Annotated in this window: 23 protein-coding genes; 7 read left to right on the top strand and 16 right to left on the bottom strand. The window is 63.7% G+C overall.

Annotated elements, in window-relative coordinates:
- Nucleotides 1-22: 22 nt before the first annotated feature.
- The 10 genes from D8Z78_RS14120 to coxB form a co-directional block, all read right to left on the bottom strand.
- Nucleotides 23-856 (bottom strand): MBL fold metallo-hydrolase, encoded by an 834-nt coding sequence (locus D8Z78_RS14120; RefSeq protein WP_121630915.1) that lies wholly within the window; start codon nt 854-856, stop codon nt 23-25.
- 66 nt (nt 857-922) lie between these two features.
- Nucleotides 923-1,507 (bottom strand): GNAT family N-acetyltransferase, encoded by a 585-nt coding sequence (locus D8Z78_RS14115; protein ID WP_121630914.1) that lies wholly within the window; start codon nt 1,505-1,507, stop codon nt 923-925.
- Nucleotides 1,507-2,769, bottom strand: coding sequence for a M16 family metallopeptidase (locus D8Z78_RS14110; protein WP_121630913.1), 1,263 nt, complete (start codon nt 2,767-2,769; stop codon nt 1,507-1,509). Before D8Z78_RS14110 ends, D8Z78_RS14115 begins: the two co-directional genes overlap by 1 nt.
- Nucleotides 2,766-4,154 (bottom strand): threonine synthase, encoded by a 1,389-nt coding sequence (thrC, locus tag D8Z78_RS14105; protein WP_121630912.1) that lies wholly within the window; start codon nt 4,152-4,154, stop codon nt 2,766-2,768. Before thrC ends, D8Z78_RS14110 begins: the two co-directional genes overlap by 4 nt.
- Nucleotides 4,155-4,158: 4 nt before the next feature.
- Nucleotides 4,159-4,833: an SURF1 family protein gene (locus D8Z78_RS14100; RefSeq protein WP_121630911.1), complete on the bottom strand. Its 675-nt coding sequence runs from the start codon at nt 4,831-4,833 to the stop codon at nt 4,159-4,161.
- Between the two features lie 123 nt (nt 4,834-4,956).
- Nucleotides 4,957-5,799 carry a cytochrome c oxidase subunit 3 gene (locus D8Z78_RS14095; protein WP_121630910.1) on the bottom strand — a complete coding sequence of 281 codons (843 nt, stop codon included), beginning with the start codon at nt 5,797-5,799 and terminating at the stop codon, nt 4,957-4,959.
- A 19-nt stretch (nt 5,800-5,818) separates the two neighbouring features.
- Complete coding sequence (locus D8Z78_RS14090) at nt 5,819-6,403, bottom strand: cytochrome c oxidase assembly protein (RefSeq protein ID WP_121630909.1); 585 nt, start codon at nt 6,401-6,403, stop codon at nt 5,819-5,821.
- On the bottom strand, nt 6,393-6,566 hold the full coding sequence (locus D8Z78_RS24625) for a hypothetical protein (protein ID WP_164932969.1): 174 nt from the start codon (nt 6,564-6,566) through the stop codon (nt 6,393-6,395). Before D8Z78_RS24625 ends, D8Z78_RS14090 begins: the two co-directional genes overlap by 11 nt.
- 1 nt (nt 6,567) lies before the next feature.
- Nucleotides 6,568-7,497, bottom strand: coding sequence for a heme o synthase (cyoE, locus tag D8Z78_RS14085; RefSeq protein WP_121630908.1), 930 nt, complete (start codon nt 7,495-7,497; stop codon nt 6,568-6,570).
- Between the two features lie 73 nt (nt 7,498-7,570).
- Nucleotides 7,571-8,452 (bottom strand): cytochrome c oxidase subunit II, encoded by an 882-nt coding sequence (gene coxB, locus D8Z78_RS14080; RefSeq protein ID WP_121630907.1) that lies wholly within the window; start codon nt 8,450-8,452, stop codon nt 7,571-7,573.
- Between the two features lie 205 nt (nt 8,453-8,657).
- On the opposite strand from coxB, the gene tldD reads away from it, so the two are divergent.
- The 6 genes from tldD to D8Z78_RS14050 all read left to right on the top strand — a co-directional run bounded on the left by tldD (nt 8,658) and on the right by D8Z78_RS14050 (nt 16,401).
- On the top strand, nt 8,658-10,079 hold the full coding sequence (gene tldD / locus D8Z78_RS14075) for a metalloprotease TldD (protein WP_121630997.1): 1,422 nt from the start codon (nt 8,658-8,660) through the stop codon (nt 10,077-10,079).
- 140 nt (nt 10,080-10,219) lie between these two features.
- Entirely contained in the window at nt 10,220-11,389 is a 1,170-nt protein-coding gene (gene dprA, locus D8Z78_RS14070) for a DNA-processing protein DprA (protein WP_121630906.1), read from the top strand.
- Between the two features lie 217 nt (nt 11,390-11,606).
- Complete coding sequence (gene topA / locus D8Z78_RS14065; RefSeq protein WP_121630905.1) at nt 11,607-14,300, top strand: type I DNA topoisomerase; 2,694 nt, start codon at nt 11,607-11,609, stop codon at nt 14,298-14,300.
- Nucleotides 14,301-14,412: 112 nt separating this feature from the next.
- Nucleotides 14,413-14,976, top strand: coding sequence for a L,D-transpeptidase (locus D8Z78_RS14060; protein WP_420824319.1), 564 nt, complete (start codon nt 14,413-14,415; stop codon nt 14,974-14,976).
- A 93-nt stretch (nt 14,977-15,069) separates the two neighbouring features.
- Nucleotides 15,070-15,774, top strand: a complete 705-nt coding sequence (locus D8Z78_RS14055) for a CoA transferase subunit A (protein WP_121630904.1) — start codon at nt 15,070-15,072, stop codon at nt 15,772-15,774.
- 3 nt (nt 15,775-15,777) lie between these two features.
- Nucleotides 15,778-16,401, top strand: a complete 624-nt coding sequence (locus D8Z78_RS14050) for a CoA transferase subunit B (RefSeq protein ID WP_121630903.1) — start codon at nt 15,778-15,780, stop codon at nt 16,399-16,401.
- A gap of 130 nt (nt 16,402-16,531) precedes the next feature.
- Here the strand turns inward: D8Z78_RS14050 and D8Z78_RS14045 are convergent, their stop codons facing one another.
- Nucleotides 16,532-16,897, bottom strand: coding sequence for a hypothetical protein (locus D8Z78_RS14045; RefSeq protein ID WP_121630902.1), 366 nt, complete (start codon nt 16,895-16,897; stop codon nt 16,532-16,534).
- On the bottom strand, nt 16,872-17,618 hold the full coding sequence (gene fnrL / locus D8Z78_RS14040; protein WP_121630901.1) for a transcriptional regulator FnrL: 747 nt from the start codon (nt 17,616-17,618) through the stop codon (nt 16,872-16,874). The genes D8Z78_RS14045 and fnrL overlap by 26 nt, the downstream gene beginning before the upstream one ends.
- 65 nt (nt 17,619-17,683) lie before the next feature.
- Between fnrL and hemN the strand changes: the two genes are divergently transcribed.
- Nucleotides 17,684-19,039 (top strand): oxygen-independent coproporphyrinogen III oxidase, encoded by a 1,356-nt coding sequence (hemN, locus tag D8Z78_RS14035; protein WP_121630900.1) that lies wholly within the window; start codon nt 17,684-17,686, stop codon nt 19,037-19,039.
- A gap of 88 nt (nt 19,040-19,127) precedes the next feature.
- On the opposite strand, the gene D8Z78_RS14030 is transcribed toward hemN, so the two are convergent.
- The 4 genes from D8Z78_RS14030 to D8Z78_RS14015 all read right to left on the bottom strand — a co-directional run bounded on the left by D8Z78_RS14030 (nt 19,128) and on the right by D8Z78_RS14015 (nt 24,912).
- A complete protein-coding gene (locus tag D8Z78_RS14030; RefSeq protein WP_121630899.1) occupies nt 19,128-20,720 on the bottom strand; it encodes an ABC transporter ATP-binding protein in 1,593 nt (530 codons plus the stop codon).
- Entirely contained in the window at nt 20,717-21,817 is a 1,101-nt protein-coding gene (locus tag D8Z78_RS14025) for an ABC transporter permease (RefSeq protein ID WP_240672130.1), read from the bottom strand. Before D8Z78_RS14025 ends, D8Z78_RS14030 begins: the two co-directional genes overlap by 4 nt.
- A gap of 88 nt (nt 21,818-21,905) precedes the next feature.
- Nucleotides 21,906-22,991: a microcin C ABC transporter permease YejB gene (locus D8Z78_RS14020; protein WP_121630897.1), complete on the bottom strand. Its 1,086-nt coding sequence runs from the start codon at nt 22,989-22,991 to the stop codon at nt 21,906-21,908.
- A 1-nt stretch (nt 22,992) separates the two neighbouring features.
- Nucleotides 22,993-24,912, bottom strand: a complete 1,920-nt coding sequence (locus tag D8Z78_RS14015) for an extracellular solute-binding protein (RefSeq protein ID WP_121630896.1) — start codon at nt 24,910-24,912, stop codon at nt 22,993-22,995.
- Nucleotides 24,913-25,179: the final 267 nt, after the last annotated feature.

The following is a 25,179-nucleotide window of genomic DNA, read 5'->3' as shown; positions in this document are numbered from 1 at the left end:
GGTATTTGGGGACCAAAGAAGGTCAGGGCGTTTCGTCGCGTAGCCATTCCGGTTGCAGCACCACGACGGTGGGGCGCGAGGGCAGGTCGCGCAGCGAGACGTCGATGGAGGGTGCATCGCGGCGGTCGATGGCGAAATCGCCCGAGACGCCATCTAGGAAGCGTTCGAGGGCAAAGCCCGAGAACCAGTGCATCGGGATCACGACCGAGGATTTCAGCCGGTTGACGATGGTGATGACGGTGTCGAGCGGGATCGTCATGCCGCCATCGACCGGCACCATCAACACGTCGATCCGGCCAAGCGCCGCGTATTGCTGGGGCGTGGGTTCGTGGTGGAGGTGGCCCAGATGGCCGATGCACAGGCCCTCGACCTCGAAGACGAAGATCGAGTTGCCCTCGGGTTCGGTCCCCATGCCCGAGCGGATATCGGTCGAGACATTGCGCACCAGCATCTCGCCAAGGTCGAGATAGTGGTCGATGCCTGCGCCGAATTCCTCGCCCCAGCCGCGCAGCACATGCGGGATGGCCGGGTCGATGGCATTGGTCCAATGGGTGTCATGGGCGTGGTTCATGGTGACGATGTCGGGGATCAGCGTCGTGTTGCCGATATAGCCGTTGAAATCCGTGACGGCCTCAAGCCCACCGCGGGTCTTTATCAGAAAGGCCGCGTGCGCGATGTAGTGGATGCGGACGGAATAGTCGGGGATCGGTGCCTGCCAACTGGCCTTGTGCACATATTCCAGCCCCGGCGCCGCATCGGCGATGGCGATGCAATGGCTGGGGCGGCGTTGCTCTTGCGCGTGGGTCTGGGCGGCGGCGGTGGCGAACATCAACACGGCGGCGGCAAGTCGGATCATGGACCTCTCCCTTTTGAGGGGAGGATAGCGCAGATTCGCGCCCGCCCAACTCGCAAGCCCGTGAGGTCAGCCCACCGAGGTCCTGCCGCGCCGGTCGATGCGCAAGGCTGCATATAAAACATGCGTCCGCCAGCGCCCGTTGATCTGCAGATAGCTTTGCGCGACGCCCTCGTATTTGAAACCCGACCGTTCCAGCAACCCGCGCGAGGCGACGTTTTCCGGCAGGCAGGCGGCCTCGATCCGGCTGAGGCCCAGCTTTTCAAAGCTGTGATGGACGATGGCGGCAATCGCCTCGGACATGTAGCCGTGCCGGGCAAAGGGCTCGCCCGTCCAGTAGCCCACCGTGCCGGCCTGAGCCGGGCCGCGGCGGATATTGTCCAGCGTGATCGCACCCACCAGCGCCTGATCCTCGCGCCGGATCAGGAACAGCGGCATCGCCGTGCCGGAATTGATCGAGCGCGACGCCCAGTAGACGCGGTTGGTAAACCCCTTGCGCGACAGGTGATCGGCGGACCAAGTGGGTTCCCATGGGGTCAGGAAGTCGCGGCTGTCGCGGCGCAGCGCCGCCCACGGCGTGTAGTCCGAATGCACGGGGGGGCGGAGCGTCAGGCGCTCTGTCTCAAGCCTGAGCTTGCGCCGCAACCCCAGCATCACGCCGCCCGCTGTGCCTGCAACTGGTCGAGGTTGGGCGCGGTCTCGACCGGGCCGTAGAGCGCCAGCGCCGGTGCGGCTTCGTGCGCCTGTTGCGCGGCGAAACGCTGGACCCCTTCAAGGGTGACGGCATCGATCTTGGCCACGGTGTCCTCGATCGGCGGCACCTTGCCCCAGATCTGCACCATGCGCGCCATGCGCTCTGCCCGCGAGGACGGGCTTTCGAGCCCCATGAGCAGCCCGGCCTTCATCTGGGCGCGGGCGCGGTCGACTTCGGCCTGTGACATGTCTTGGGCGGCGCGCTTCATCTCGTCGATGGTGATCCGGGCGAGTTCCGGCAGTTCCTCGCCGCTGGTGCCAGCATAGATCGTCGTCATGCCGGTATCGGCATAGGCGCCGTTCTGGGCGAAGATCGTGTAGCACAATCCGCGTTCCTCGCGGACCTTCTGGAACAGGCGCGAGGACATGCCGCCGCCAAGTGCCATCGAATAGATCTGTGCGGTGTAGAAACCGGGGTCGCGATAGCCGGGCGATTCAAAGGCCAGTGCGAAATGCGCTTGTTCGAGATCCTTGACCCGGCGTGCCTCGCCGCCGTGAAAGCGGGCTGCGTCCGGTTCGGTCGACCCGCGCGGTGTCATGTCGCCGAACAGGCCTTCGGCTTGCGCAACCAGCGTATCGTGATCCACGGCACCCGCCGCCGACAGGATCAACTGGTCGGGGCCGTAATGTTCTTCGATGAAGGTATACAGATCGTCGCGGCCAAAGGTTTTCACCCGCGCGCTTTCGCCAAGGATCGTGCGGCCGATGGCCTGATCCGGGTAGGCCTTTTCCTGCAACCAGTCGAAGATCACATCATCCGGCGTGTCATGCGCCTGACCGATTTCCTGCAGGATCACGTGACGCTCGGTCTCGATTTCCTTCTGGTCGAAGACCGGATTGCGCAGGATGTCGGCGATCACGTCCAGCGCAAGGGCGGTATCCGCCTCCAGCACGCGGGCGTAATAGGCGGTCACCTCGCGCGAGGTGTAGGCGTTGATATAGCCGCCCACATCCTCGATTTCCTCGGCGATCTGCAAGGCGCTGCGCGTCTTGGTCCCCTTGAACGCCATGTGTTCGAGGAAATGCGCCACCCCGTTCTGTTCCAGCCGCTCATGGCGGCCACCGGCCCCGACCCAAAGGCCGAGGGCAGCGGATTGCAGGCCGGGCATGCGCTCGGAGACGATGCGAAGGCCATTGGAGAGGGTGGTGAATTGGACGGTCACGTGTTGATGCGCTCCTGAATGAGGGCTTCGAGTTGGGTGAGGTCGTTCGGGACCCGCGTCACCCGTTCCGGGCGCTCATACAGGTCTGCCATGCGATTGGGAAGAGGTGGGCGAATGTGGCTCGCCTTTTCCACCGCGTCGGGGAATTTCGCCGGATGGGCGGTGGCCAGCGTGATCATAGGGGTGGCCGGGTCGCGCATGTCCTCGGCGACGCGCACGCCCACGGCGGAATGCGGGCACAGCAGCTCGCCCATGGTGGTCTGGGCCTGCCGGATCGTGGCAAGGGTTTCGTCCTCGGACACGCGGCCGCTGTCGAAATGTTCGCGCAGGGCCTGAAGCGCCCCCTGGGAGACGCTGAACCCCCCGGCCTTGAGTTCGTCCATCAACTGCGCCACGGCACCACCGTCGCGGTTGTAGGCGTCGAACAGGGCGCGCTCGAAATTGGACGAGACCTGAATATCCATCGAGGGGCTGATCGAGGGATGAACCTCGGAGGTGTGATAGTCGCCGCCGCTCAGGCAGCGGTGCAGGATGTCGTTCTGGTTGGTGGCCACGATCAGCCGGTCGATGGGCAGGCCCATCTTTTTCGCGATGTAGCCCGCGAAGATGTCACCGAAATTGCCGGTGGGCACGGTGAAGCTGACCTTGCGGTCCGGTGCGCCGAGCGACATGGCGGAGGAGAAATAATAGACCACCTGCGCCAGCACGCGCGCCCAGTTGATCGAGTTCACACCGGCGAGGCGCACCGTATCGCGGAACTCGAAATGGTTGAACATGTCCTTGAGCCGCGCTTGGCAGTCGTCGAAATGACCGTCCAGCGCCAGCGCGTGGACGTTTGCCTCGGACGGCGTGGTCATCTGGCGGCGCTGCACCTCGGAGACGCGGCCATGCGGGAACAGGATGAAGACGTCGACATTGTCGAGCCCCTTGAAAGCCTCGATGGCCGCCGACCCGGTATCGCCCGAGGTCGCGCCGACGATGGTCACACGCTCGCCCCGCCGCTCCAAAGCCTCTTGGAACAGCTGTCCGATTAGCTGCATGGCGAAGTCCTTGAAGGCCAGCGTCGGCCCGTGGAACAGCTCCAGCAGGAAGTGGTTGGGGGCCAGCTGCACCAGAGGGGCGCGCGCGCCGTGGCCGAACCCGGCATAGGCCTTGGCGATCAGGTCGGCGAACACCTCGTCGGTGAAGCCGTCGCCGACGAAGGGTCGCATGACGCGAAAGGCGATGTCCTCGTAGCTGAGGCCGTTCAGTGCGCGGATCTCGTCGTGGGACATGGTCGGCACGGTCTCGGGCACGTAAAGCCCGCCATCGCGGGCGAGGCCGGACAGCATCGCCTCTTCGAATGTCAGGGCAGGGGCCTGCCCGCGGGTAGAGATGTAGCGCATGGGGTCAGTCCTTGCCTTGCAGCCGGTGCCTGATCCAGACGCCGGTCATGAGAAGCCAGGCCGCGGCGAGCGAGAACCACGTTCCGGCATATTGCAGGTGATCGTTGCGGATGCCCGAACTGTCGACCGGCATGGGCCGGATGCCGGGATCGGCCGGGTCGATGGCACGAGCCACGACGAGCAGCGGTTCGGTGTCGAGCCGGTCCGCCATGTCCGCGATGTCGCGGGCGTACCAGATATTGCCAGCCGGGTCATTCGCGGGCGTCGCGCTGGTGCGGTCATCGGGCCAGTGCAGGTTGCCGGTGATGGCGGCCTGCGCCTCCGGGCGGGTCGCGTCCTTCTGGGCAACCGGGGTGAACCCCCGGTCGACGAGCACGCGGCGACCGTCCTCGGTCGTGAAATCCGATATCACGCGCCAGCCCGGGCCGTCGCCTTGGGTCGAGACCAGCACGTACAGCGCGCCATCGCCAAAGCGGCCCTCCAACTCGACCGGCATATAGCGTTGGTCGGCGGGAGAGATCAGCCGGGGCAAGGGTTGGGCCTCGCCCGCGATGGTGGCGTCGATCTCGGCGAGAATCGCTTCTTTCCAGTGCAGTCGTTGCACCTGCCAGACCCCGAGCGCCACGAGGATCGCGGCGCCGAGCAGTCCGATCACGATGGGGGCAAGCAAACGTTTCAAGGCGACTCCGGTCATGGAAAAGGCGCGCCCGGGCAGGGCGCGCCTTGGTTTACCTTATGGCCTGTCAGGTGCAACACCCGATCTGCGGCAAGTAGGATGGGTGATCACCCATCCTACCCGAATTCAGCCAGCCATCGAGTTGCCCCAGACATACACGGCGGCGAACAGGAACAGCCAGACCACGTCCACGAAGTGCCAGTACCAAGCCGCCGCCTCGAACCCGAGATGGTTTTCCGGGGTGAAGTGGCCGCGCAGGGTACGCAGCAGGCAGATGAACAGGAAGATCGTCCCGATGATCACGTGCGCCCCGTGAAAGCCGGTCGCCATGAAGAAGTTCGCGCCATAGATGTTGCCCGAGAAGCCGAAGGCCGCGTGGCTGTATTCATACGCCTGAAACACGGTGAAGATCAGGCCCAGCAGGATCGCGATGGTCAGGCCGGACTTGATGTCCTTGCGGTTGTTCTCATGCACCAGCGCATGGTGCGCCCAAGTGGCCGCCGCGCCCGAGCACAGCAGGATTAGCGTGTTGATCAGCGGCAGGTGCCACGGGTCGAACAGCTCGACCCCGGCGGCAAACTGCCCGTCGATCGCCGGGCTCTGCGGGCCCATGGGGTACATGGCGTGCTTGAAGAACGACCAGAACCACGCGAAGAAGAACATCACCTCGGACATGATGAACAGGATGAAGCCGTAGCGCAGGCCGATCAGAACGACCGGCGTGTGGTCACCCACCTGGTTCTCGGCGATGGTTTCCGACCACCAGCCGAACATAGTGTAGAGTACGCCGACAAAGCCGATCAGGAACAGCCAAGGGCCGCCCAGAGTGATTGCCTGCCACAGGATGGTGACCTCGCCCGCCATCCAGACAACGGCGCCGAACAGCATGACGAAGCCGAAGACCGCGCCCAGGAAGGGCCAGACAGAGGGGTTCAGAATATGATAGTCGTGGTTCTTTGCATGCGCCATGGCGTTCCCTCGTTAGGCGTTAGTTCACAGACGCTTGTGCGTCGGTTTCGGTTGCAAGACCGGCCTGCTGATCGTCGGGCAGGTCGATCTCGTAAAAGGTGTAGGAGAGCGTGATCTTCTTGGTGTATTTCGCGTCGCGATCATTGACGATCTCGGGGTCGACGAAGAAGGCCACCGGCATTTCGACCCGCTCGCCCGGCATCAGCACCTGCTCGGTAAAGCAGAAGCACTCGATCTTGTCGAAGAAGCCGCCAGCCTCGTAGGGCACGACGTTATACGATGCCTGACCGGCGATGGGCCGGTCGGTCGGGTTGTAGGCCTCGTAGAAGGCAAGGCCCTCTTCGCCGATGCGCAGCTCCATTTCCAGCTGCATGGGCTTGAATTCCCACGCCATGCCGCGCTCGGTATTGGCGTCGAAGGCGACCTTGATGGTCTGGTCGAGGATATCGCCGCTGCTGGCCTCGGCCACGCCGGTGACGCCGCCAAAGCCGGTGACACGGCAGAACCAGTCGTAGAACGGCACCGAGGCCCAGGCCAAGGCGCCCATCGTCATGACGACGCCCAAGGTCTGGGCGACGGTTTTGGTCTTTGGATCAATTGCCATTTGAAACCTCCGCTTGGGGGGGACGCTTCTCGAAATCGCCACGCGTGACCTTGACCATGGTCAGGCCCAGAACCAGCGCCACGAACGCCACCAGCGTCACGGCGACGCCGATATTGCGCGAACGCCTGCGGCGATGCATTTCATGTTCGTTGGACAGACCCATCTTACCAGCCCATCCGGTCAAGACCGGCCTCGATCAGGATCGCGCCAAAGTGGGCGAAGAGATACAGGAGCGAAAGCTTGAAGAAGCTCTTCTCGACCTTGAAATTGTCCGCCTCCGACGCGTCCTCGTCCCGGCGCCAGATCTGCACGGCACCTTTCAGGAACAACGCGTTCAGCACCAGCGCCACGGTCAGGTAGACCGGCCCGCCGACCTGGGTGAAGCCCAGACCGATGGCAAACAGCGCCAGCAGCACGGTGTAGACGAGGATATGCACGCGGGTGGCGCGGCGGCCATGGGTCACGGTCAGCATCGGCACGGTCGCGTTGTCGTAATCCATGCGCACGAACAGCGCGAGCGCCCAGAAATGCGGGGGCGTCCACAGGAAGGTCAGGCAGAACATCAGCACCGATGCGGTCGAGATGTCGCCGGTCGCCGCCGCCCAGCCGATCATCGGGGGGAAGGCGCCCGCCGCGCCGCCGATGACGATGTTCTGGGGCGTGATCCGCTTCAGCCACATGGTGTAGATCACGACGTAGAAGAAGATGGTAAAGGCCAGCAGCCCCGCCGCCAGCCAGTTGGTCGCCAGACCAAGGAAGACGCAGGCAAAGACCGACAGGGTCAGGCCGATGGCCAGCGCCTCGTCCCGGGTGACCTTGCCAGCGGGGATCGGCCGCTTTGCGGTGCGCTTCATCACAGCGTCGATATCGCTGTCATACCACATGTTCAGCGCGCCGGACGCGCCGCCACCCACGGCAATGAAGAGCACGGCACAAAAGCCGATGAAGGGATGCACGGCGACGGGCGCGGCCAAGAGGCCGACAAACGCGGTAAAGACCACCAGCGTCATGACACGGGGTTTCAGCAGGGCGAAATAATCGCCGAACTGTGCCTCGTTCTCATAGGCTTGGCTGTCGAAGCTTGCGTCGCTCATTGCGGATCCCTTTGGGGTCTTGAGGAGGGGAGCCGGGCCAAAGGCCCGGCCTACGGGGCGTCACCGCCCGAGGTCAGTTGGTCAGGACGCTGCGGACGTCCACATAGCCGCCCTCGTCCTTGGAGGCCGCGAGCCATGCATCATAGGTGTCCTGCTGGACCGCGATGACGGTGATCGGCATGTAGGCATGGGCAATGCCGCACAGTTCGGAACACTGGCCGAAATACACACCTTCCTTGCCCTCGTCGACCTCGAACCACAGCTGCGCGATGCGGCCCGGGACGGCGTCCTGCTTCACGCCGAAGGCCGGGATGGTCCAGGAGTGGATCACGTCGCCGCCGGTGACGTTCATCACGATGGTCTTGCCGGTCGGCACGACCACGGCGGTGTCGGTGGCCAGCAGGAATTCGTCGCGGGTGAAACCGGCCTCTTCGAGCTGGGTCACGACCTCGTCGTTCAGGCGATAGTCGCCGCCGGTGAAGGGCGCGCCGATCATGTTGCCGTCATAGGCCAGATCCTCGCCCGTGTATTCGTAGCCCCAGTACCACTGGTAGCCGGTGACCTTGATGGTCACGTCACCCTCGGGGATTTCCTGCTGTTCGAACAGGACGGGCAGCGAATAGGCGCCGATGAACAGCAGGATGACGATCGGCCCGATGGTCCACGCCACCTCGATCGGGGTGTTGTGGGTGAAGGACGACGGCGTCGGGTTGGCCTTGCGGTTGAAGCGCACGATGCACCACGCCATCAGGCCCATGACGAACAGGGTGATGATCGTGATGATGACCAGCACGATGCCGTCAAGGTTCTGCAGACGCTCGGCCAGCGAGGTCGCCGCCGGCTGAAAACCGGTACCGCCGGCATGGGGCTTGCCCACAATCGTAAGTTCCTGCGCATTGGCTTGCGCGGCGATGAAGGCGCCCATGAGGCCCGTCAGCATCGTCTTGAGTTTCATGTCTCACCCTGATCGGTTGCGATTCCAAAATGTCCTGCAAACGGGAAAGTCGCCCTCGCCCTGTATCCCTGCGCATACAGTCCGAGCGGGCGCGTGCCTCCCATTGCTTTCAACTGTGCTTAAAACCATATTCTGGCAAACCAATAAAGAACCCACCTTGCGGCAAAGCGCCGCTTTTTTGATCCAGATCAAACCGAGGTCCCCCATGTCTGACGCCGCTTTCCGCCCTTTCGAGACCCATCTGGACCGTGATGCGGCCCTGTCTACGTTGAAAACGGCCCTCGACGGGGCGGAAGACGGGGAATTGTTCCTCGAACGCCGCCGGTCGGAATCGCTGGTGCTGGATGACGGTCGGGTAAAGACCGCAAGCTACGACGCCGCCGAGGGATTCGGTCTGCGCGCGGTCAAGGGCGAGGTGGCGGGCTATGCCCATTCCACCGAGATCAGCGAGACGGCGCTGAAACGCGCCTCGGAAACCGCGCGTCTGGCCATCGGCGATGGCGGGGGCGTCATGGCTCCGCCGCCCGCGGGCACGAATCGCACGCTTTATACCGATGCCGACCCGATCAACGGCGCCTCCTTCCCGGTGAAGGTCGAAACCCTGCGGGAGATCGACGCCTTCTGCCGTGATCTGGACAAGCGGGTGGTGCAGGTGACGGCTTCGATCAGCGCGTCTTTGCAAGAGGTCGCCATCCTGCGCCCCGAGGGCGGGCTGGTCACCGATGTGCGCCCGATGACCCGCGTGAACGTGTCGGTCATCGTCGAGGAGAACGGCCGCCGCGAATCCGGCACCGCCGGGGGCGGGGGGCGCGTTGCGCTGGACGGGCTGCTGGACAGGTCCGACTGGCAGGGCAAGGCGCGCGAGGCGCTGCGCATCGCGCTTGTCAACCTGTCCGCCGAGGCCGCGCCTGCGGGTGTGATGGACGTGGTGCTGGGGCCGGGCTGGCCCGGCATCCTGCTGCACGAAGCCATCGGCCACGGGCTGGAGGGCGATTTCAACCGCAAGGGATCGTCGGCTTTTGCCGGGTTGATGGGGCAGCAGGTCGCCGCGCCCGGCGTCACAGTGCTGGACGATGGCACGATCCCCGACCGGCGCGGCTCGCTGACGGTGGATGACGAGGGCACGCCTTCGGGCAGGAACGTGCTGATCGAGGACGGCAAGCTGGTGGGCTTCATGCAGGACCGCCAGAACGCGCGCCTGATGGGGGTGGAGCCGACGGGCAACGGCCGTCGCGAAAGCTATGCCCATATCCCGATGCCGCGCATGACCAACACCTACATGCTGGGCGGCGAGACCGACCCCGGCGATATCGTCGCCGATCTGAAGGATGGCATCTGGGCCGTGGGCTTTGGTGGCGGGCAGGTGGACATCACCAACGGCAAGTTCGTGTTCAGCTGCACCGAGGCCTACCGCGTGAAGGACGGCAAGGTCGGCGCTCCGGTCAAAGGCGCGACGCTGATTGGCGATGGCGCCAGCGCGCTGACCCGCATCCGCGCGCTCGGCAATGACATGGCGCTGGACCCCGGCCTTGGCAATTGCGGCAAGCAGGGGCAGTGGGTGCCGGTGGGCGTCGGCCAGCCGACCGTCATGATCGGCGGGCTGACCGTGGGCGGCTCTGGCGCGTGACACAGTCTGCACCCGGAGATTGAGAAGATTATCCTGTAACATCAGGCGCTTCAAATTTTCCGGGTGCTTTTCGCTTTTTGGTTTACCTCTGATTAACCACCTGCGCGCTACACATGTCCTTGCAAGACGACGGGGACAGGATGCGCGACGAAAGCTACTCTTCCACTCACCCCCCACTCCCACCCACCACGGAAGATCATCGTGTGGACTGGCTCCGTCTCTTGCGCTCGCGTCGCGTGGGGGCGACGACCTTCCACAGATTGATCCGGGAACATGGCACCGCGCGCGCCGCGCTCGATGCCTTGCCCGAGGTGGCCCGCGAAGCCGGGGTCGAGAAATACGAGATCTGCCCCGAGGGCGTGGTGCTGGCCGAGATGAAGGCGGCACGGTTGAAGGGCGCGCGCATGCTGTGCTTTGGTGCGCCGGGCTATCCCAAGCAATTGATGGACCTCGCGGATGCGCCGCCGGTGCTTTGGGCCATCGGCAACACCGATATCCTTGACCGTGACATGATCGCGCTGGTCGGCGCGCGCAATGCCTCCTCGCTGGGCACGCGCATGGCCAAGACGCTGGCGAAGGGGCTGGGCGATGCCGGGTACGTTGTGGCCTCCGGGCTGGCGCGTGGCATCGACACCGCCGCCCATCACAGCGCGCTGACCACCGGCACCGTGGCCGTGCTGGCCGGTGGCGTCGATGTGCTCTACCCCTCCGAAAACACCCGTCTGGCCGAGGAAATCGTCGAGACCGGCGGCCTGCGCCTGTCCGAGATGCCGATGGGGCTGCAACCGATGGCGCGGCATTTTCCGATGCGCAACCGGATCATCTCGGGCCTGTCCGAGGCCACGGTGGTGGTCGAGGCGGCGGCGAAGTCCGGCTCGCTGATCACCGCGAAGAACGCGCTCGATCAGGGGCGCGAGGTGCTGGCCGTGCCGGGGCATCCGCTGGATGCCCGCGCCAGCGGTTGCAACATGTTGATCCGCGATGGCGCGCGGCTGGTGCGCAATGTTGACGACATCGTCGAGGCTCTGCCTGAACGCGACGCCCCCGGCCAACTGAAACTGGAACTGGACGAGGCCCCGGCGATCCCGCCCGCCCCGCCGCAACGCCGCACGCTGGCGCAGACCGCTAATCTGCACACGCAGATCCTGTCGCGGCTCGGGCCCTCGCCGCTGGCCGAGGATCAGCTGATCCGCGACCTCGGGGCCACGCCGCACGCGCTGTCGCCCGCCCTGACCGAGCTGGAACTCGACGGCCGCATCCAGCGCCATTCCGGCGGTCTGCTGTCGCTGATCCCGGACCGGGCGCGCTGATCCGGGACGCCGCGTGACCGTCGGACTCTGCCATGTCACGCGCTTGTCAGGCGGCCCGAAACCCCTTGTGCGGTCGCTTTGGCCATGGCCCGAAGCAATGCCACAGGCGATGGGACAGGCGCAGGCGGATTGACAATTCCCCCTTGCACCCCACATCTCAACGCCATACGCGGACCCTGTGAGAGGTCCGAATAACACTGTCTGAGGTGCAGCCCATATGCCCGTCGTCGTCGTCGAATCCCCGGCCAAGGCCAAGACAATCAACAAGTATTTGGGGTCCGATTACACGGTTCTTGCCTCTTACGGACACGTGCGCGACCTACCGCCAAAGGATGGATCGGTCGATACCGAGAACGATTTCGACATGAAATGGGAGATCGCGAATGATTCCCGCAAGCATGTCGCCGCCATCGCCGAGGCGCTGAAGACCGACGACGCATTGATCCTCGCGACTGACCCCGATCGCGAAGGCGAGGCGATTTCGTGGCACCTGAAAGAGGCGCTGACCAAGCGCCGCTCGATCAAGAAATCGACCCATGTCAGCCGCGTGACCTTCAACGCGATCACCAAGCAGGCCGTGACCGAGGCGATGAAGAACCCGCGCGACATCGACGCGCCGCTGGTCGAGGCCTATCTGGCGCGCCGCGCGCTGGACTATCTGGTGGGCTTCAACCTGTCGCCGGTTCTGTGGCGCAAGCTGCCGGGCGCGCGTTCCGCAGGGCGGGTGCAGTCGGTCTGCCTTCGCCTGATCGTCGAGCGCGAAATGGAGATCGAGGCTTTCAAGCCCCGCGAATACTGGCAGGTCAAGGCGCAGCTGACCACGCCGCGCGGCCAGAGCTACGACGCCCGCCTTGTCAGCCTTGCCGGGAAAAAGCTCGACCGCTTCGATCTGGAAAACGCCACGCAGGCCGAAATGGCCGTGGAAGCGGTCGCAAAACGCGCCCTGACGGTGACGAGTGTCGAGGCCAAGCCCGCCACGCGCAACCCTTCCGCGCCCTTCATGACCTCGACCTTGCAACAGGAAGCCAGCCGTAAATTCGGCATGGGCGCGCGGCAATGCATGAACGCGGCGCAGCGGCTCTATGAGGCGGGGCACATCACCTATATGCGGACCGACGGCATCGACATGGCCCCCGAGGCGGTCAGCGCCTGCCGCGATGCGATCACCGACCGATTTGGCGCGAAATACATTCCCGACAGCCCCCGCATCTACAAGAACAAGGCCAAGAACGCGCAGGAAGCGCATGAATGCATCCGCCCCACCGACATGACCAAGGATGTCGAGGCGCTGCGCCTGTCCGATGCGGATCAGCGCCGCCTGTATGACCTGATCTGGAAGCGGACGCTGGCCTGCCAGATGTCCTCGGCCCGGCTGGAACGCACCACGGTCGAGATCGGATCGGATGACAAGCAGGTCGGCCTGCGCGCCACCGGGCAGGTCGTGACATTCGACGGCTTCCTCAAGGTCTACGAAGAGGGCCGCGACGAGCCGGTCGAGGACGACGACAAGCGCCTGCCGCAGATCATGGAAGGCGAACAGGCCGGGTTCGATCAGGGCGGTCTGACCGCGCAATTCGACAAGGCCACCGACCGTGACGGCGACGTGATCGACAGCGGCGCGCGGCGTCACCCGGCTGCGATCCTGTCGCAGGATGGCGCGACGCTGGCCCTGCAAAGCCACACCCAGCCGCCGCCGCGCTATACCGAGGCGACCTTGGTGAAGAAGATGGAAGAGCTGGGCATTGGCCGCCCCTCGACCTACGCCTCGGTCATCACCACGATTCAGGACCGCGAATACGTCCGCAAGGAACAGAACCGTCTGTTCCCCGAGGACAAGGGCCGGATCGTGACGATCTTCTTGCTCAATTTCTTCAAACGCTACGTGGAATACGATTTCACCGCCGCTTTGGAAAACGAGTTGGATCAGGTCAGCGCGGGCGAGGAGGATTACAAGGACCTTCTGGCGAAGTTCTGGCGTGATTTCTCGGCCGCGATTGCCGAAACGTCCGATCTGCGCATATCCGAGGTGCTTGACGTTCTGGACGAGGCGCTTGCGCCGCAACTGTACCCCCCGCGCGAGGACGGGTCCGATCCGCGCATCTGCCCGAAATGCGGGCAGGGGCAGCTGCATCTGAAGACCTCGCGCACCGGCGGATTCGTCGGCTGCGGCAACTATCCCGAATGCACCTATACCCGCCCCATCGCGGGCGAGGGTGCCGAGGGCGAGGAAAAACTGCTGGGCGAGGATCAGGGTGACGAGATCTGGCTCAAGGCCGGTCGCTTTGGGCCTTATGTGCAGCGCGGTGAACCCACGCCCGAGAACAAGAAACCGCCGCGCGCTTCGCTGCCGCGCAAAAATCGCGAATACTTGCCCGGCTGGGACCCGAAGGACATGACGCTGGAAAAGGCGCTGACCCTTTTGACCATGCCGCGCGAGGTGGGGATGCATCCCGATGGCGGCGTCGTCAGCGCCAATCTGGGGCGCTTTGGCCCCTATATCATGCACCAGCTGCCCGATGAAGAAAAACCCGTCTACGTCAACCTGAAGGAATTTCAGGACGTTTTCGAGATCGGCATGAACCGCTCAGTCGAATTGCTGGCCGAAAAGCGCGCCAATCCCGGGCGGGGCAGGGGCGCTGCGGCCAAGGCCTTGAAAGAGGTGGGCGAGCATCCCGAAGGCGGCAAGATCGAGCTGTTCGAAGGGCGCTACGGGCCTTATGTCAAATGGGAAAAGGTCAACGCGACCCTGCCCAAGGATGTCAGCCCCGATGACCTGACCTTGGCGCAGGCGGTCGATCTCGTCAACGAGAAGGCCTCGAAGGGCGGCAAGAAGAAGGCCGCCGCCAAGCAGAGCACGGCCAAGAAACCCGCCGCCAAGAAGACGACCAAGAAGGCGGCGAAGAAGGACTGAGGCGCGCTGTGGCAAATCGGCACTCACATGCCGTCACACGCATGCGTGATTTCCAAACCTGCGGGCGACATGTTTGGTTGCCCGCAAATCGCCTCTCGCGAAAGGAAATACCATGATGAATCGCCGCACCCTCCTGCGCGCCGCAGGAGCCACCTTGCTTGTGCCCGCCACCGTTCGCGCCCAGACGCTGGACCGCCAGACGGCGGCCCCGGCACGACGCAACGCATCCGCCTTTGTCAGTCAGGACTGGCGCGACCATTTCAGCGAATTGGGCAAAGGGTGCATCGTCTGCGACACCGCCAGCCGCGCGCTGCATTTCTGGTCCGGCGACGGCACGGATTACCGCGTCTACCCGACCTCGGTCCCCAAGACCGACGAGCTGACCCGCCGCGGCTACAGCGAGATCGTGCGCAAGAAGGAAGCTCCCAGCTGGACGCCCACCGCCAGCCAGATGGAGCGTTTCCCCGACTGGAAACCGGTCGAAGGCGGCGCGCCGGACAACCCGCTGGGCACCCATGCCATGTATCTGGACTGGCCTGCCTACCTGATCCACGGCACCCATGACACGCGCAAGATCGGGCGTCCGTCTTCGGATGGCTGCATCGGCCTTTACAATGAAAAGATCGCGGAATTGTTCGCGATCACCGAGATCGGCACGCAGGTCCGCCTGATCTGATCCAATGGTAGCGCCGTCATTGTTGCGCTTGCATTGACTCTTTGCTGCTCTGCGGCGACAACTCCCCTGATCCAGAAATCAGGGGAGATTTCCATGAAGAAAGTCTACGGCTCGGCTGCCGAGGCACTGGACGGCTTGCTGCAGGACGGCATGCTGATCGCCGCCGGGGGCTTTGGCCTCTGCGGTATTCCGGAATTGCTGATCGATGCCATCGTCGACAGCGGCGTCAAGGACCTGACCGTCGCCTCGAACAATGCGGGCGTCGACGGGTTTGGCTTGGGCAAGCTGCTCGACACCCGCCAGATCAAGAAGATGATGTCGTCCTATGTGGGCGAGAACGCCGAATTCATGCGCCAGTACCTCTCGGGCGAGCTGGAGCTGGAATTCAACCCGCAGGGCACCCTGGCCGAGCGGATGCGCGCCGGTGGCGCGGGCATTCCCGGCTTCTACACCAAGACCGGCGTCGGCACCCAGATTGCCGAGGGCAAGGAGGTCAAGCAGTTCGGCGGCGAGGATTACATCCTCGAAGAGGGGATCTTTGCCGATCTGGCCATCGTCAAGGCGTGGAAGGCCGACACAACCGGCAATTGCATCTTCCGCAAGACCGCGCGCAACTTCAACCCGCCCGCCGCGATGTGCGGCAAGGTCTGCGTGATGGAGGTCGAGGAGATCGTCGAACCCGGCACGCTCGACCCCGATCACATCCACCTGCCGGGCATCTACGTGCACCGCCTGATCCAGGGCAGCCACGAAAAGCGCATCGAACAGCGCACCGTCCGCAAGCGCGAGGAGGCCTGAACCATGGCATGGGACAGAAACCAGATGGCGGCGCGGGCCGCTCAGGAACTCGAAGACGGGATGTATGTGAACCTCGGGATCGGCATCCCGACGCTGGTCGCCAACTATGTGGGCGACAAGGACATCACGTTGCAGTCGGAAAACGGCATGCTGGGCATGGGTCCCTTTCCTTTCGAGGGCGAGGAAGACCCGGACCTGATCAATGCGGGTAAGCAGACGATCACCGAATTGGCGCGGACCTCGTATTTCGACAGCGCGATGTCCTTCGGGATGATCCGCGGCGGCAAGATCGCGGCGGCGATCCTGGGCGCGATGGAGGTGGCCGAGAACGGCGATCTGGCGAACTGGATGATCCCGGGCAAGCTGGTCAAGGGCATGGGCGGTGCGATGGACCTTGTGGCCGGTGTCGGCCGGGTGATCGTGGTGATGGATCACACCAACAAGCACGGTGAGAGCAAGGTGCTGAAGGAATGCACCCTGCCGCTGACGGGCAAGGGCGTGGTCGACCGCATCATCACCAATCTCGGCGTGCTGGACGTGGTCGAGGGCGGGCTGCGGATCGTCGAATGCGCCGAGGGCGTGACCGAAGACGACCTGCGCGCCGCGACCCAGGCGACCATCGTGTGAACCGGGCGGGGGAAGGCTTTTCGAAAAGCCTTCCTCCATGCGCCTTGCAAGGCGCATCGGACGCGTTTTCGAAAACGCGTGCCTCAAGCCGCTTCGAAGCGGCTTGCCCCCAGATCTACCTAGCCGTGTCTTATATCTCTTGGCGCTGTGACGTTTCGAGCAGTTTCCGCCGTTTGGTATCGGCGCGTGCGGTATCGCCAACCATCAATCCGAAAATGAGAATGTACCATCGAAACAGCCAAGGAACGATGGCTGCAAGCCCGCCTATCGCCAACAGAGGCGTCAGTCCCGGCAGGATTGGCCGGCTCCATGCGATGAGTGCAATCAAACCGATGATCAGCGGCAAACCCCATGGCAGTAGCGTTGCCAGAGCAAAAAGGCCGAGCAGTGGCACACGTTCCGAGAACCTAAGCACCCAGAATTCATGACACCGGAAAGCGCGGATGATCCACCGGATCAGATCTTTAAGATCAGACCAGCATGCCGCCATCTGCATCGTCGCCCGCTTCCTCCATCAGGCGATCCATGTCAGGGATCGTCACGTGGCGCTTGCCCTCCAGATGGATCACCCCGTCCTTTTTCAGCGCCGATATTTGGCGGCTGACGGTTTCGAGGGTCAAACCGAGGTAATCCGCCATCGCCTCGCGGGTCAGCGGCAGGTCGAACGCCAACGGCCCGTCGGATGTCCGCATATGCAGCGACGCGTCGCGGCGGGCGATGATGGAAATCAGCGAGGCGATCTTTTCCCGCGCCGTCTTGCGCCCAAGGACCAGCATCCATTCCCGCGCGGCGTCGAGTTCGTCCAGCGTCATTTCAAGGAGCCGCTGCGCGATGTGGGGCGTGCGCCCCATCATGTCCTCGAACGGTGACTTGCGGAAACAGCACATCACGAGGTCGGTGGTCGCAACCACGTCATAGGCCGCGGTGCTGCGCCCCGGTCGCCCGACGAAATCCGAGGGAAGCAACAGGCCCACCATCTGGGTGCGGCCATCCTCCATCGTCTGGGTCAGCGTGGCGATACCGGAGACGACCGAGCCCACGAAATCCATCCGGTCCCCGGACCAGACAACCGTCTGCCCGGCTTCGAAGCGCCGGTAATACTTGATCTCTTCCAGGCGCTCCAACTCGTCGGATTCGCAGCGTGCGCAGACCGCCTTGTGCCGGATCGGGCAGTCTTTGCAGTCCTGATGCGCTGCCAGGCTTCTTTCGTTCAGCATAGGAATCCTGCCTTGTGTTGATCTGCGTCAATGTACATTTCGCCCACCCCTTTAGGTGTACTCGCATGACACACCAAAAACAACTCGCCCGGCTGGGGCTCTTTGACGCCAAAGTACCGCGTTATACCTCGTATCCGACCGCGCCGCACTTTGCCGGCGGCGTCGGGCCGGGGCGATTTGCGGAGTGGATACAGGCTGTTCCGGAGAATGGACGCATTTCGCTGTATCTGCATGTTCCATTCTGCCGCAGGCTTTGCTGGTTCTGCGCCTGCCGCACGCAAGGCACGGCCACCGCATCCCCTGTCGAGGCCTATGTGGAGACGCTTCTGGCGGAACTCAACCTTTTGAAGGCACATTTGCCGGGGGGCGTCATGCTGTCGCGGCTGCATTGGGGGGGCGGTACGCCGACCCTGCTGTCGCCCGACATGATGCGCCGCCTGACGGCGGCGATTCGCGACGTGGCGGCGTTTGCGCCGGGGGCTGAATTCTCGGTCGAGATCGATCCGAACGAGATCGACGAGGCGCGGCTGGATGCGCTGGCCCAGGGCGGGATGAACCGCGCCTCGATCGGCGTGCAGGATTTCGACGACGAGATCCAGCGGACCATCGGGCGTGAGCAGGGGTTCGAGGTCACGCGCCGCGCGGTCGACATGATCCGCGAACGCGGCGTGGCCAGCCTGAACGCGGATATCCTCTATGGCCTGCCGCATCAGACCAACGCGCGGATCACCGAGACCGTGCAGAAACTGCTCAGTTTCGGCCCGGACCGGGTGGCGCTGTACGGCTATGCGCATGTGCCGTGGATGGCCAAACGCCAGCAAATGATCCCGTCGGAGTCGCTGCCGACACCGGAGGAGCGGCTCGATCTGTTCGACACGGCGCGGCGGCTGTTTGCCTGGGACGGGTATGACGAAATCGGGATCGACCATTTCGCGATCCCTTCGGACGGGTTGGCCGTCGCCCGCAAGGCCGGGCGGTTGCGGCGCAATTTCCAAGGCTACACGGATGACACTGCGGATGTGTTGATCGGGGTCGGGGCGTCGTCCATATCGCGCTTTCCGCAAGGCTATGCGCAGAATGCTCCGGCCACATCGGCGCACACGCAGGCGATCCGGGAGGGGCGGTTTTCGACCGCCCGTGGGCATGCCTTCACCGGGGAAGATCGTCTGCGCGGGCGTCTGATCGAAGCGGTCATGTGCGATTTCCGCATCGACGCGGCGGAGATCCTGCGCGACTACGAGATCACCCGGGAGGCGCTCTTTGACCAGTTTCGGGTGCTCAATGCCCAGTTCGAAGGGCTGTTGGAGGTGACCGAGGAGGGATTGTACGTCCCCGACCGGGCACGCCCCTTGACGCGGTTGATCGCGCGGGCCTTCGATGCCTACGAGTTGGACAAGGCCGGGCATTCCAGCGCGATCTGAGGGATGTGGGCGGGCCGGGCCTTTGGCCCGGACGCTGTTCTCGCTGACGCTCGAAGGCGCCCCGCCCACCATCCCTTTTGTGGTGCGCCTAGACCGGCTCGAAGGCGGCGGCCAGCAGGGTGCGCGTATACTCCGTCTGAGGATTGTCGAAGATCTCTTCGGCGGTGCCGCTTTCGACCACATCGCCCTGCTTCATCACCATGACCTTGTGGCTCATGGCCCGCACCACCTTCAGGTCGTGGCTGATGAACAGGTAGGCGAGGTCGTATTTGCGTTGCAGGTCGCGCAGCAATTCCACGATCTGCACCTGCACCGTCATGTCCAGCGCCGATGTCGGTTCATCCAGCACCACCAATCGAGGCCGCAGGACCATGGCGCGGGCGATGGCGATGCGCTGGCGTTGACCGCCCGAAAACTCGTGCGGGTAGCGGTGCATCGTCGCCGGGTCCAGCCCGACCTCCGTCATGACTTCGGCCACGGCCTGTTGCGCGGGTTTGCCATCGGGTGAGCCATGCACGCCCAACCCCTCGGCGATGATCTGTTCGCAGGTCATGCGCGGGCTGAGCGACCCATACGGGTCCTGAAAGACAATCTGCATCTCGGACCGGAGCCGGCGCAATTCACGCGTGGACCACGCCCGGATGTCCTGACCGCGATAGCGGACCTCGCCCGTGGACTGGATCAGGCGCATGATCGCCAGCGCTAGCGTCGTCTTGCCCGATCCGCTTTCGCCGACGATGCCGATGGTTTCCCCGGCACGCACCGCCAAGGTGGCCTCGTTCACCGCCTTGACGTAGCCGACCGTGCGTTTCAGTAGCCCGCGCTGGATCGGGAACCAGATGCGCAACTGGTCGGTGCGGGCGATTTCCTCGGCCCCGTCGGGGACGGGGTCGGGTTTGCCGGTGCTTTCGGCCGACAGCAGCTTTTGCGTATAGGGGTGTTGCGGATTGTCGAAGATCTCCGTCGTCCGGCCCTGTTCGACGATCTCGCCATCCTTCATCACGCAGACCCGGTCGGCGATGCGGCGCACGATGCCCAGATCGTGGGTGATGAAGAGCAGGCTCATATCCTCTTCCTGCTTCAGCCCGGCCAGAAGTTCGAGAATCTGCGCCTGAATGGTCACGTCCAGCGCCGTGGTGGGCTCGTCCGCGATCAGCAGGTCAGGCCCGTTGGCCAGCGCCATGGCGATCATCACACGTTGCCGTTGTCCGCCCGACAGCTGGTGCGGATAGGCCCCCAGCCGGGTTTCGGGGTCGCGGATGCCGACCTTGGTCAGCAATTCGATGATCCGGGTGCGCACCGCGTCGCCGGTCAGGCCCTGATGCAACTCGATCGACTCCGCCAGCTGCTTTTCCAGCGTGTGCAGCGGGTTGAGCGAGGTCATCGGCTCTTGGAAGATGAACGAGATGTCATTGCCGCGCACCTGCCGCAGCCGGGCGTTCGACGCGCCGATCATTTCCTGCCCGGCATAGGTCACGGACCCTTCGACCGTCGCCGTATCGCCCAACAGGGACACGGTGGACAGGGCGGTGACGGATTTGCCGGAGCCGGATTCGCCCACCAGCGCCACCGTCTCGCCCTTATAGACGTCGAAGGAGACGCCCTTGACCGCGAGGTTGGTCTGGCCGTCCTGACGGAAGGACACCTTGAGGTCGTTCACCGACAAAAGGGGCGCGGTCATGAGAAGGTCTTTCTGGGGTCGAACGCGTCGCGCACCCCCTCAAAGATGAAGACGAGCAGCGACAGCATCACAGCGAACACCGTAAACGCGGTGAAGGCCAGCCACGGGGCCTGCAGGTTGCGTTTGGCTTGCAGGGTCAACTCGCCCAGGGACGGCGCCGAGGCGGGCAACCCGTAGCCGAGGTAATCCAGCGTCGCCAGCCCGCCGATGGTGCCGGTGATGATGAACGGCAGGAAGGTCAGCGTGGCCACCATCGCGTTGGGCAGCATGTGGCGGAACATGATCGTCCAGTTCGACACGCCCAAGGCCTTGGCCGCGCGCACATATTCGAGGTTGCGGGCGCGCAGGAACTCTGCCCGGACCAGTCCCACCAGCCCCATCCAGCCGAACAGGATCGAGAAGAAGACCAGCAGCCAGAAACTTCGCCCGAAGATGGCGAACATGATGATGATCACGTAGATGCCGGGGGTCGAGGACCAGATTTCGATGATGCGCTGAAAGATCAGGTCGATCCAGCCGCCGAAATAGCCTTGGATCGCGCCCGCGACGATGCCGACGATGGAGCTGATCCCTGTGACGATGATGGTGAACAGGATCGACAGGCGGAAGCCGTAGATGATCCGCGCGGTCACGTCGCGCTTGCCATCATCCGTGCCCAGCCAGTTGTATTGGCTGGGGGGCAGGGGGGCCGCACCGGGGCGGTCGACGGGCGTGCGATAGCTGTAGGGGATCGGCGGCCAGAGCATCCAGCCCTTGTCGAAATCGCCCTCAAGCACAGCACCTGACTGAGCCTGTTCGACCAGCTCCTCAGGCGTGTCGAAACAGGCGTCCAGCCCGCCGGTGGTGATCAGGCATTTGACTTCGGGGTCGCGATAGGCGGCCTCGGTCCGGAAATCCCCGCCAAACTCCGTCTCCGCGTAGAAGTTGAAGATCGGCATGTAGTAGCTGCCGCGATAGTTCACGAGGATCGGTTTGTCGTTGGCGATGAACTCGGCAAAGAGCGAGGTCACGAACAGCACGAGAAAGATCCACAGCGACCAGTAAGCCCGACGGTTCTTCTTGAAATTGCGCCAGCGGCGCTTGTTCAGTGGTGACATGGCAAAGCGGCCGGGCCGCACCGGGGCGGGGGGCACGTTCTGCGTCGGCTGTTCGATCTCGTGGGTCGGTTGCGGATGCGCCATGGTCTCAGCCCTCCCGCTTTTCAAAGTCGATGCGCGGATCGATCAGCACATACATCAGGTCGGAAATGATGCCGATCACCAGCCCGATCAGGCTGAAGAAGAACAGCGTGCCGAACATCACCGGATAGTCGCGCTGCACCGCCGCCTCAAACCCCAAGCGCCCCAGACCATCGAGCGAGAACACCGTCTCGATGATGATCGAGCCGCCAAAGAACACGCCGATGAAAACGGCGGGCATACCGGCGATCACGATCAGCATGGCGTTGCGGAAGATGTGGCCGTACAGCACGGCGGATTCCGAAAGGCCCTTGGCGCGGGCGGTCATGACATATTGCTTCTTGATCTCGTCGAGGAAGCTGTTCTTGGTCAGCAGGGTCAGCGTGGCAAAGCCCGAGATGGTCGAGGCGATGACCGGCAGGGCGATGTGCCAGAAATAGTCGCCGATCTTGCCCAGCAGGCTGAGGTCGTCGAAATTGTCGGAGGTCAGCCCGCGCAGCGGGAATATCTGCCAATAGCTGCCCCCGGCAAAGAGCACCAGCAGCAGGATGGCAAAGAGAAAGCCGGGGATGGCATAGGCCCCGATGATGATGCCGGAGGTCCATGTGTCGAACTTCGTCCCATCGCGCACCGCCTTGCGAATGCCCAGCGGGATCGAGACGATATAGGCGATCAGCGTCGACCAAAGTCCGAGCGAAATCGACACCGGCATCTTTTCCAGCACCAGATCGAAGACGGAAATCGAGCGGAAGTAACTCTCGCCGAAATCGAAGCGGATATAGTTCCACATCATCGTCAGGAACCGTTCTAAAGGCGGCTTGTCGAAGCCGAACTCGCGTTCCAGTTCCTCGATGAATTCCTTGGGCAGGCCGCGGGCCCCGACATAGTCGCTGTCGGAGCCAAAGGTTTCCTCGCCAAGGTCCTGAGACCCGCCGGTAAAGCCCGCGGTCACGTCGCCCTCGCCCTGGATCTTGGCCAGAACCTGTTCGACGGGACCGCCGGGGACGAATTGCACCAGCGCGAAGTTGATGATCATGATCCCGAGCAGCGTCGGGATGATCAGCAGAAGTCGGCGAAGAATATACGCGCCCATATTATTTCAGCACACCCTCTGCCTTGAGGGCCTCGGCCTTTTCTTCGTTGATCCACCAGAAATCGAGCACACCCAGCGCCAGCGGCGGCAGGTTCTCGGGCCGTTCGAACATGTCGTAATAGGCGACCCAGTATTCGGGCACGTAGCCGGAATGCGCCATGACGCGCTCCCAGCGCAGGGCGCGATCCAGCGCGGTCAGGGCCACGACCTCGTCCTCGCGGGTGGTCGTTGCCAGCGCCGCTTCGATGATCGCGTCGACCATCGGGCTTTGCAGCGCCGAGGGGTTGTACGAGGACACCACCGCCGTTTCCGAGCCGAACAGTTGTTTCAGCCCCGTTCCCGCCGAGGAGAAGGTCAGGATGCGGGTGGAGATCATGTCATAGTCTTTGTCGAGGAAGCGCTGCTGGCCCTGCGCGCTGTCCACCTTGTCCGCATTGACCGCGATGCCCCAGTCGCGCAGCGTCTGGGCGTAGGTGTCGATGGTCGACAGGCGCACATCGTCCCATGTCGCGATCACGAGGAAGTCGAAGGACATCTGCTCGCCCGCCTCGTTGACCATCTGGCCTTGGTCGTTGATGGTCCAGCCCTCGTCCGCCAGCAGGCGCAGCGCCTGCCGCTTGTTGCGGCGGTCGATCGGGGTGGACGGGTCCGAGGTATGGGCCATCACGGCCTCTTCGGTCAGCATCTCGGGCGGGATCACGTCGCCAAGCGACTTCAGCAGCTCCAGCTCCGCGCCTTCGGGCACGCCCTTGGCCTCCCACGTCTGACCTTCGGCAAAGGAATTGCGCTGGGTGGTCAGCGAATATTGCAGCGACTCCCGCACCCATTCAAAGTTGAAGGCCAGCGACAGCGCATGGCGGATGTTGCGGTTGTCCAGCGGCGCCCGCGCGGTGTTGAAGATGATGCCGGAATTGTTCGGCGCGGTCTGATCGGGGATCGCCTCCTTGATCACGTCGCCCTCGTTGAGCGCCGGGAAGTCATAGCCCGTGGCCCAGCGTTTGGTGGAGCCTTCGGTGTGGAAGTTGAAGATGCCTGCCTTGAACGCCTCGAACTCGGCGGTTTCGTCGGCGAAATACTCGATCCGGATGCGGTCGAAGTTGTGGCGGCCGACATTGGCCGGGTGATCCCAGCCCCAGTAATTGGGGTTGCGTTCATAGACGACGTAGCGGTTGAACTCGTAATCGCCGACCTGGTAGGGGCCCGAGGCCATCGGGCTTTCGACGGACGGCTCGTCGAGCCGTTCGGCGGTTTCCTTGTACCAGTCTTCGGAGAAGATCGGCGTGCCGCCGACCTGGCTGATCAGCGAGCGGCGGGAAATCCCGTCGGCGAAGGTGTATTTCAAGGTCAGGTCGTCGATCACCTCGACCCCTGTGATGCGTTCGGCCACCGAACGCGCGTAAGACCGGATGCCCTGTTCGAGAAACAGGTTGTGGGTAAAAGCCGCGTCGCGCGCCGTCAGCGGCGCGCCGTTGCGGAAGGTGACGTCGTCGCGCAGGTGGAAGACGACATAGGTCTGATCCTCGGGATATTCGACCTCGCGGGCGATCAGGCAATAGGCGTCGGTGATGCTGTCGGCGGGCAGGCCGCCGCCCCAAGGCATCTCGCCGAACAGGGATTCCGCGACGACGCTGGAATTGGTTTCGGGATTGCCACGCCACGCCCAGCGGTTGAACCCGTCAAAGGTGCCGCGGGCGCTGATGACGATCTCGCCGCCTTTCGGGGCGTTCGGGTTGACGTAGTCGAAATGCGGGAAATCGGCGGGGTATTTCAGGTCGCCGTAGAAGGAATAGCCATGCGACTTGATCATCGGCACATGGGAGGCGGCCCATCCGGGGCGGGCGATCCCGCCAAGCCCCAGCGAGGCACCCAGCATCCCGAGGGTCTGGCGGCGGGTTACGTCAAACGGCGTCTTCCTGGTCATGGCGGATCTCCCTGTGCGGTCCGTGGCCGGACGGTCTTATTCCATAGCAACGATGGTTAATTTTAAGCTAAGGGTTTCGACCTGCCACATTCAAGCGGTGATCTGGGCAAGTTTCTCATGAATTCCCCGTGATCTGACCGGAGCCAAGGCTTTTCGAAAAGCCTTGTTCGGCGCAAACTTGACGTTGCGGGACCAAGCGCCTTCGAAGGCGCTTGCCCAAGGCGCTTCGAAGCGCCTTGCACGCGAAAAGGCCGCCCCGAACGGGAC

This window comes from Tropicibacter alexandrii (assembly GCF_003667315.2).
Lineage (GTDB): Bacteria > Pseudomonadota > Alphaproteobacteria > Rhodobacterales > Rhodobacteraceae > Tropicibacter > Tropicibacter alexandrii.
This window is presented reverse-complemented; position numbering and strand designations above follow the sequence as displayed.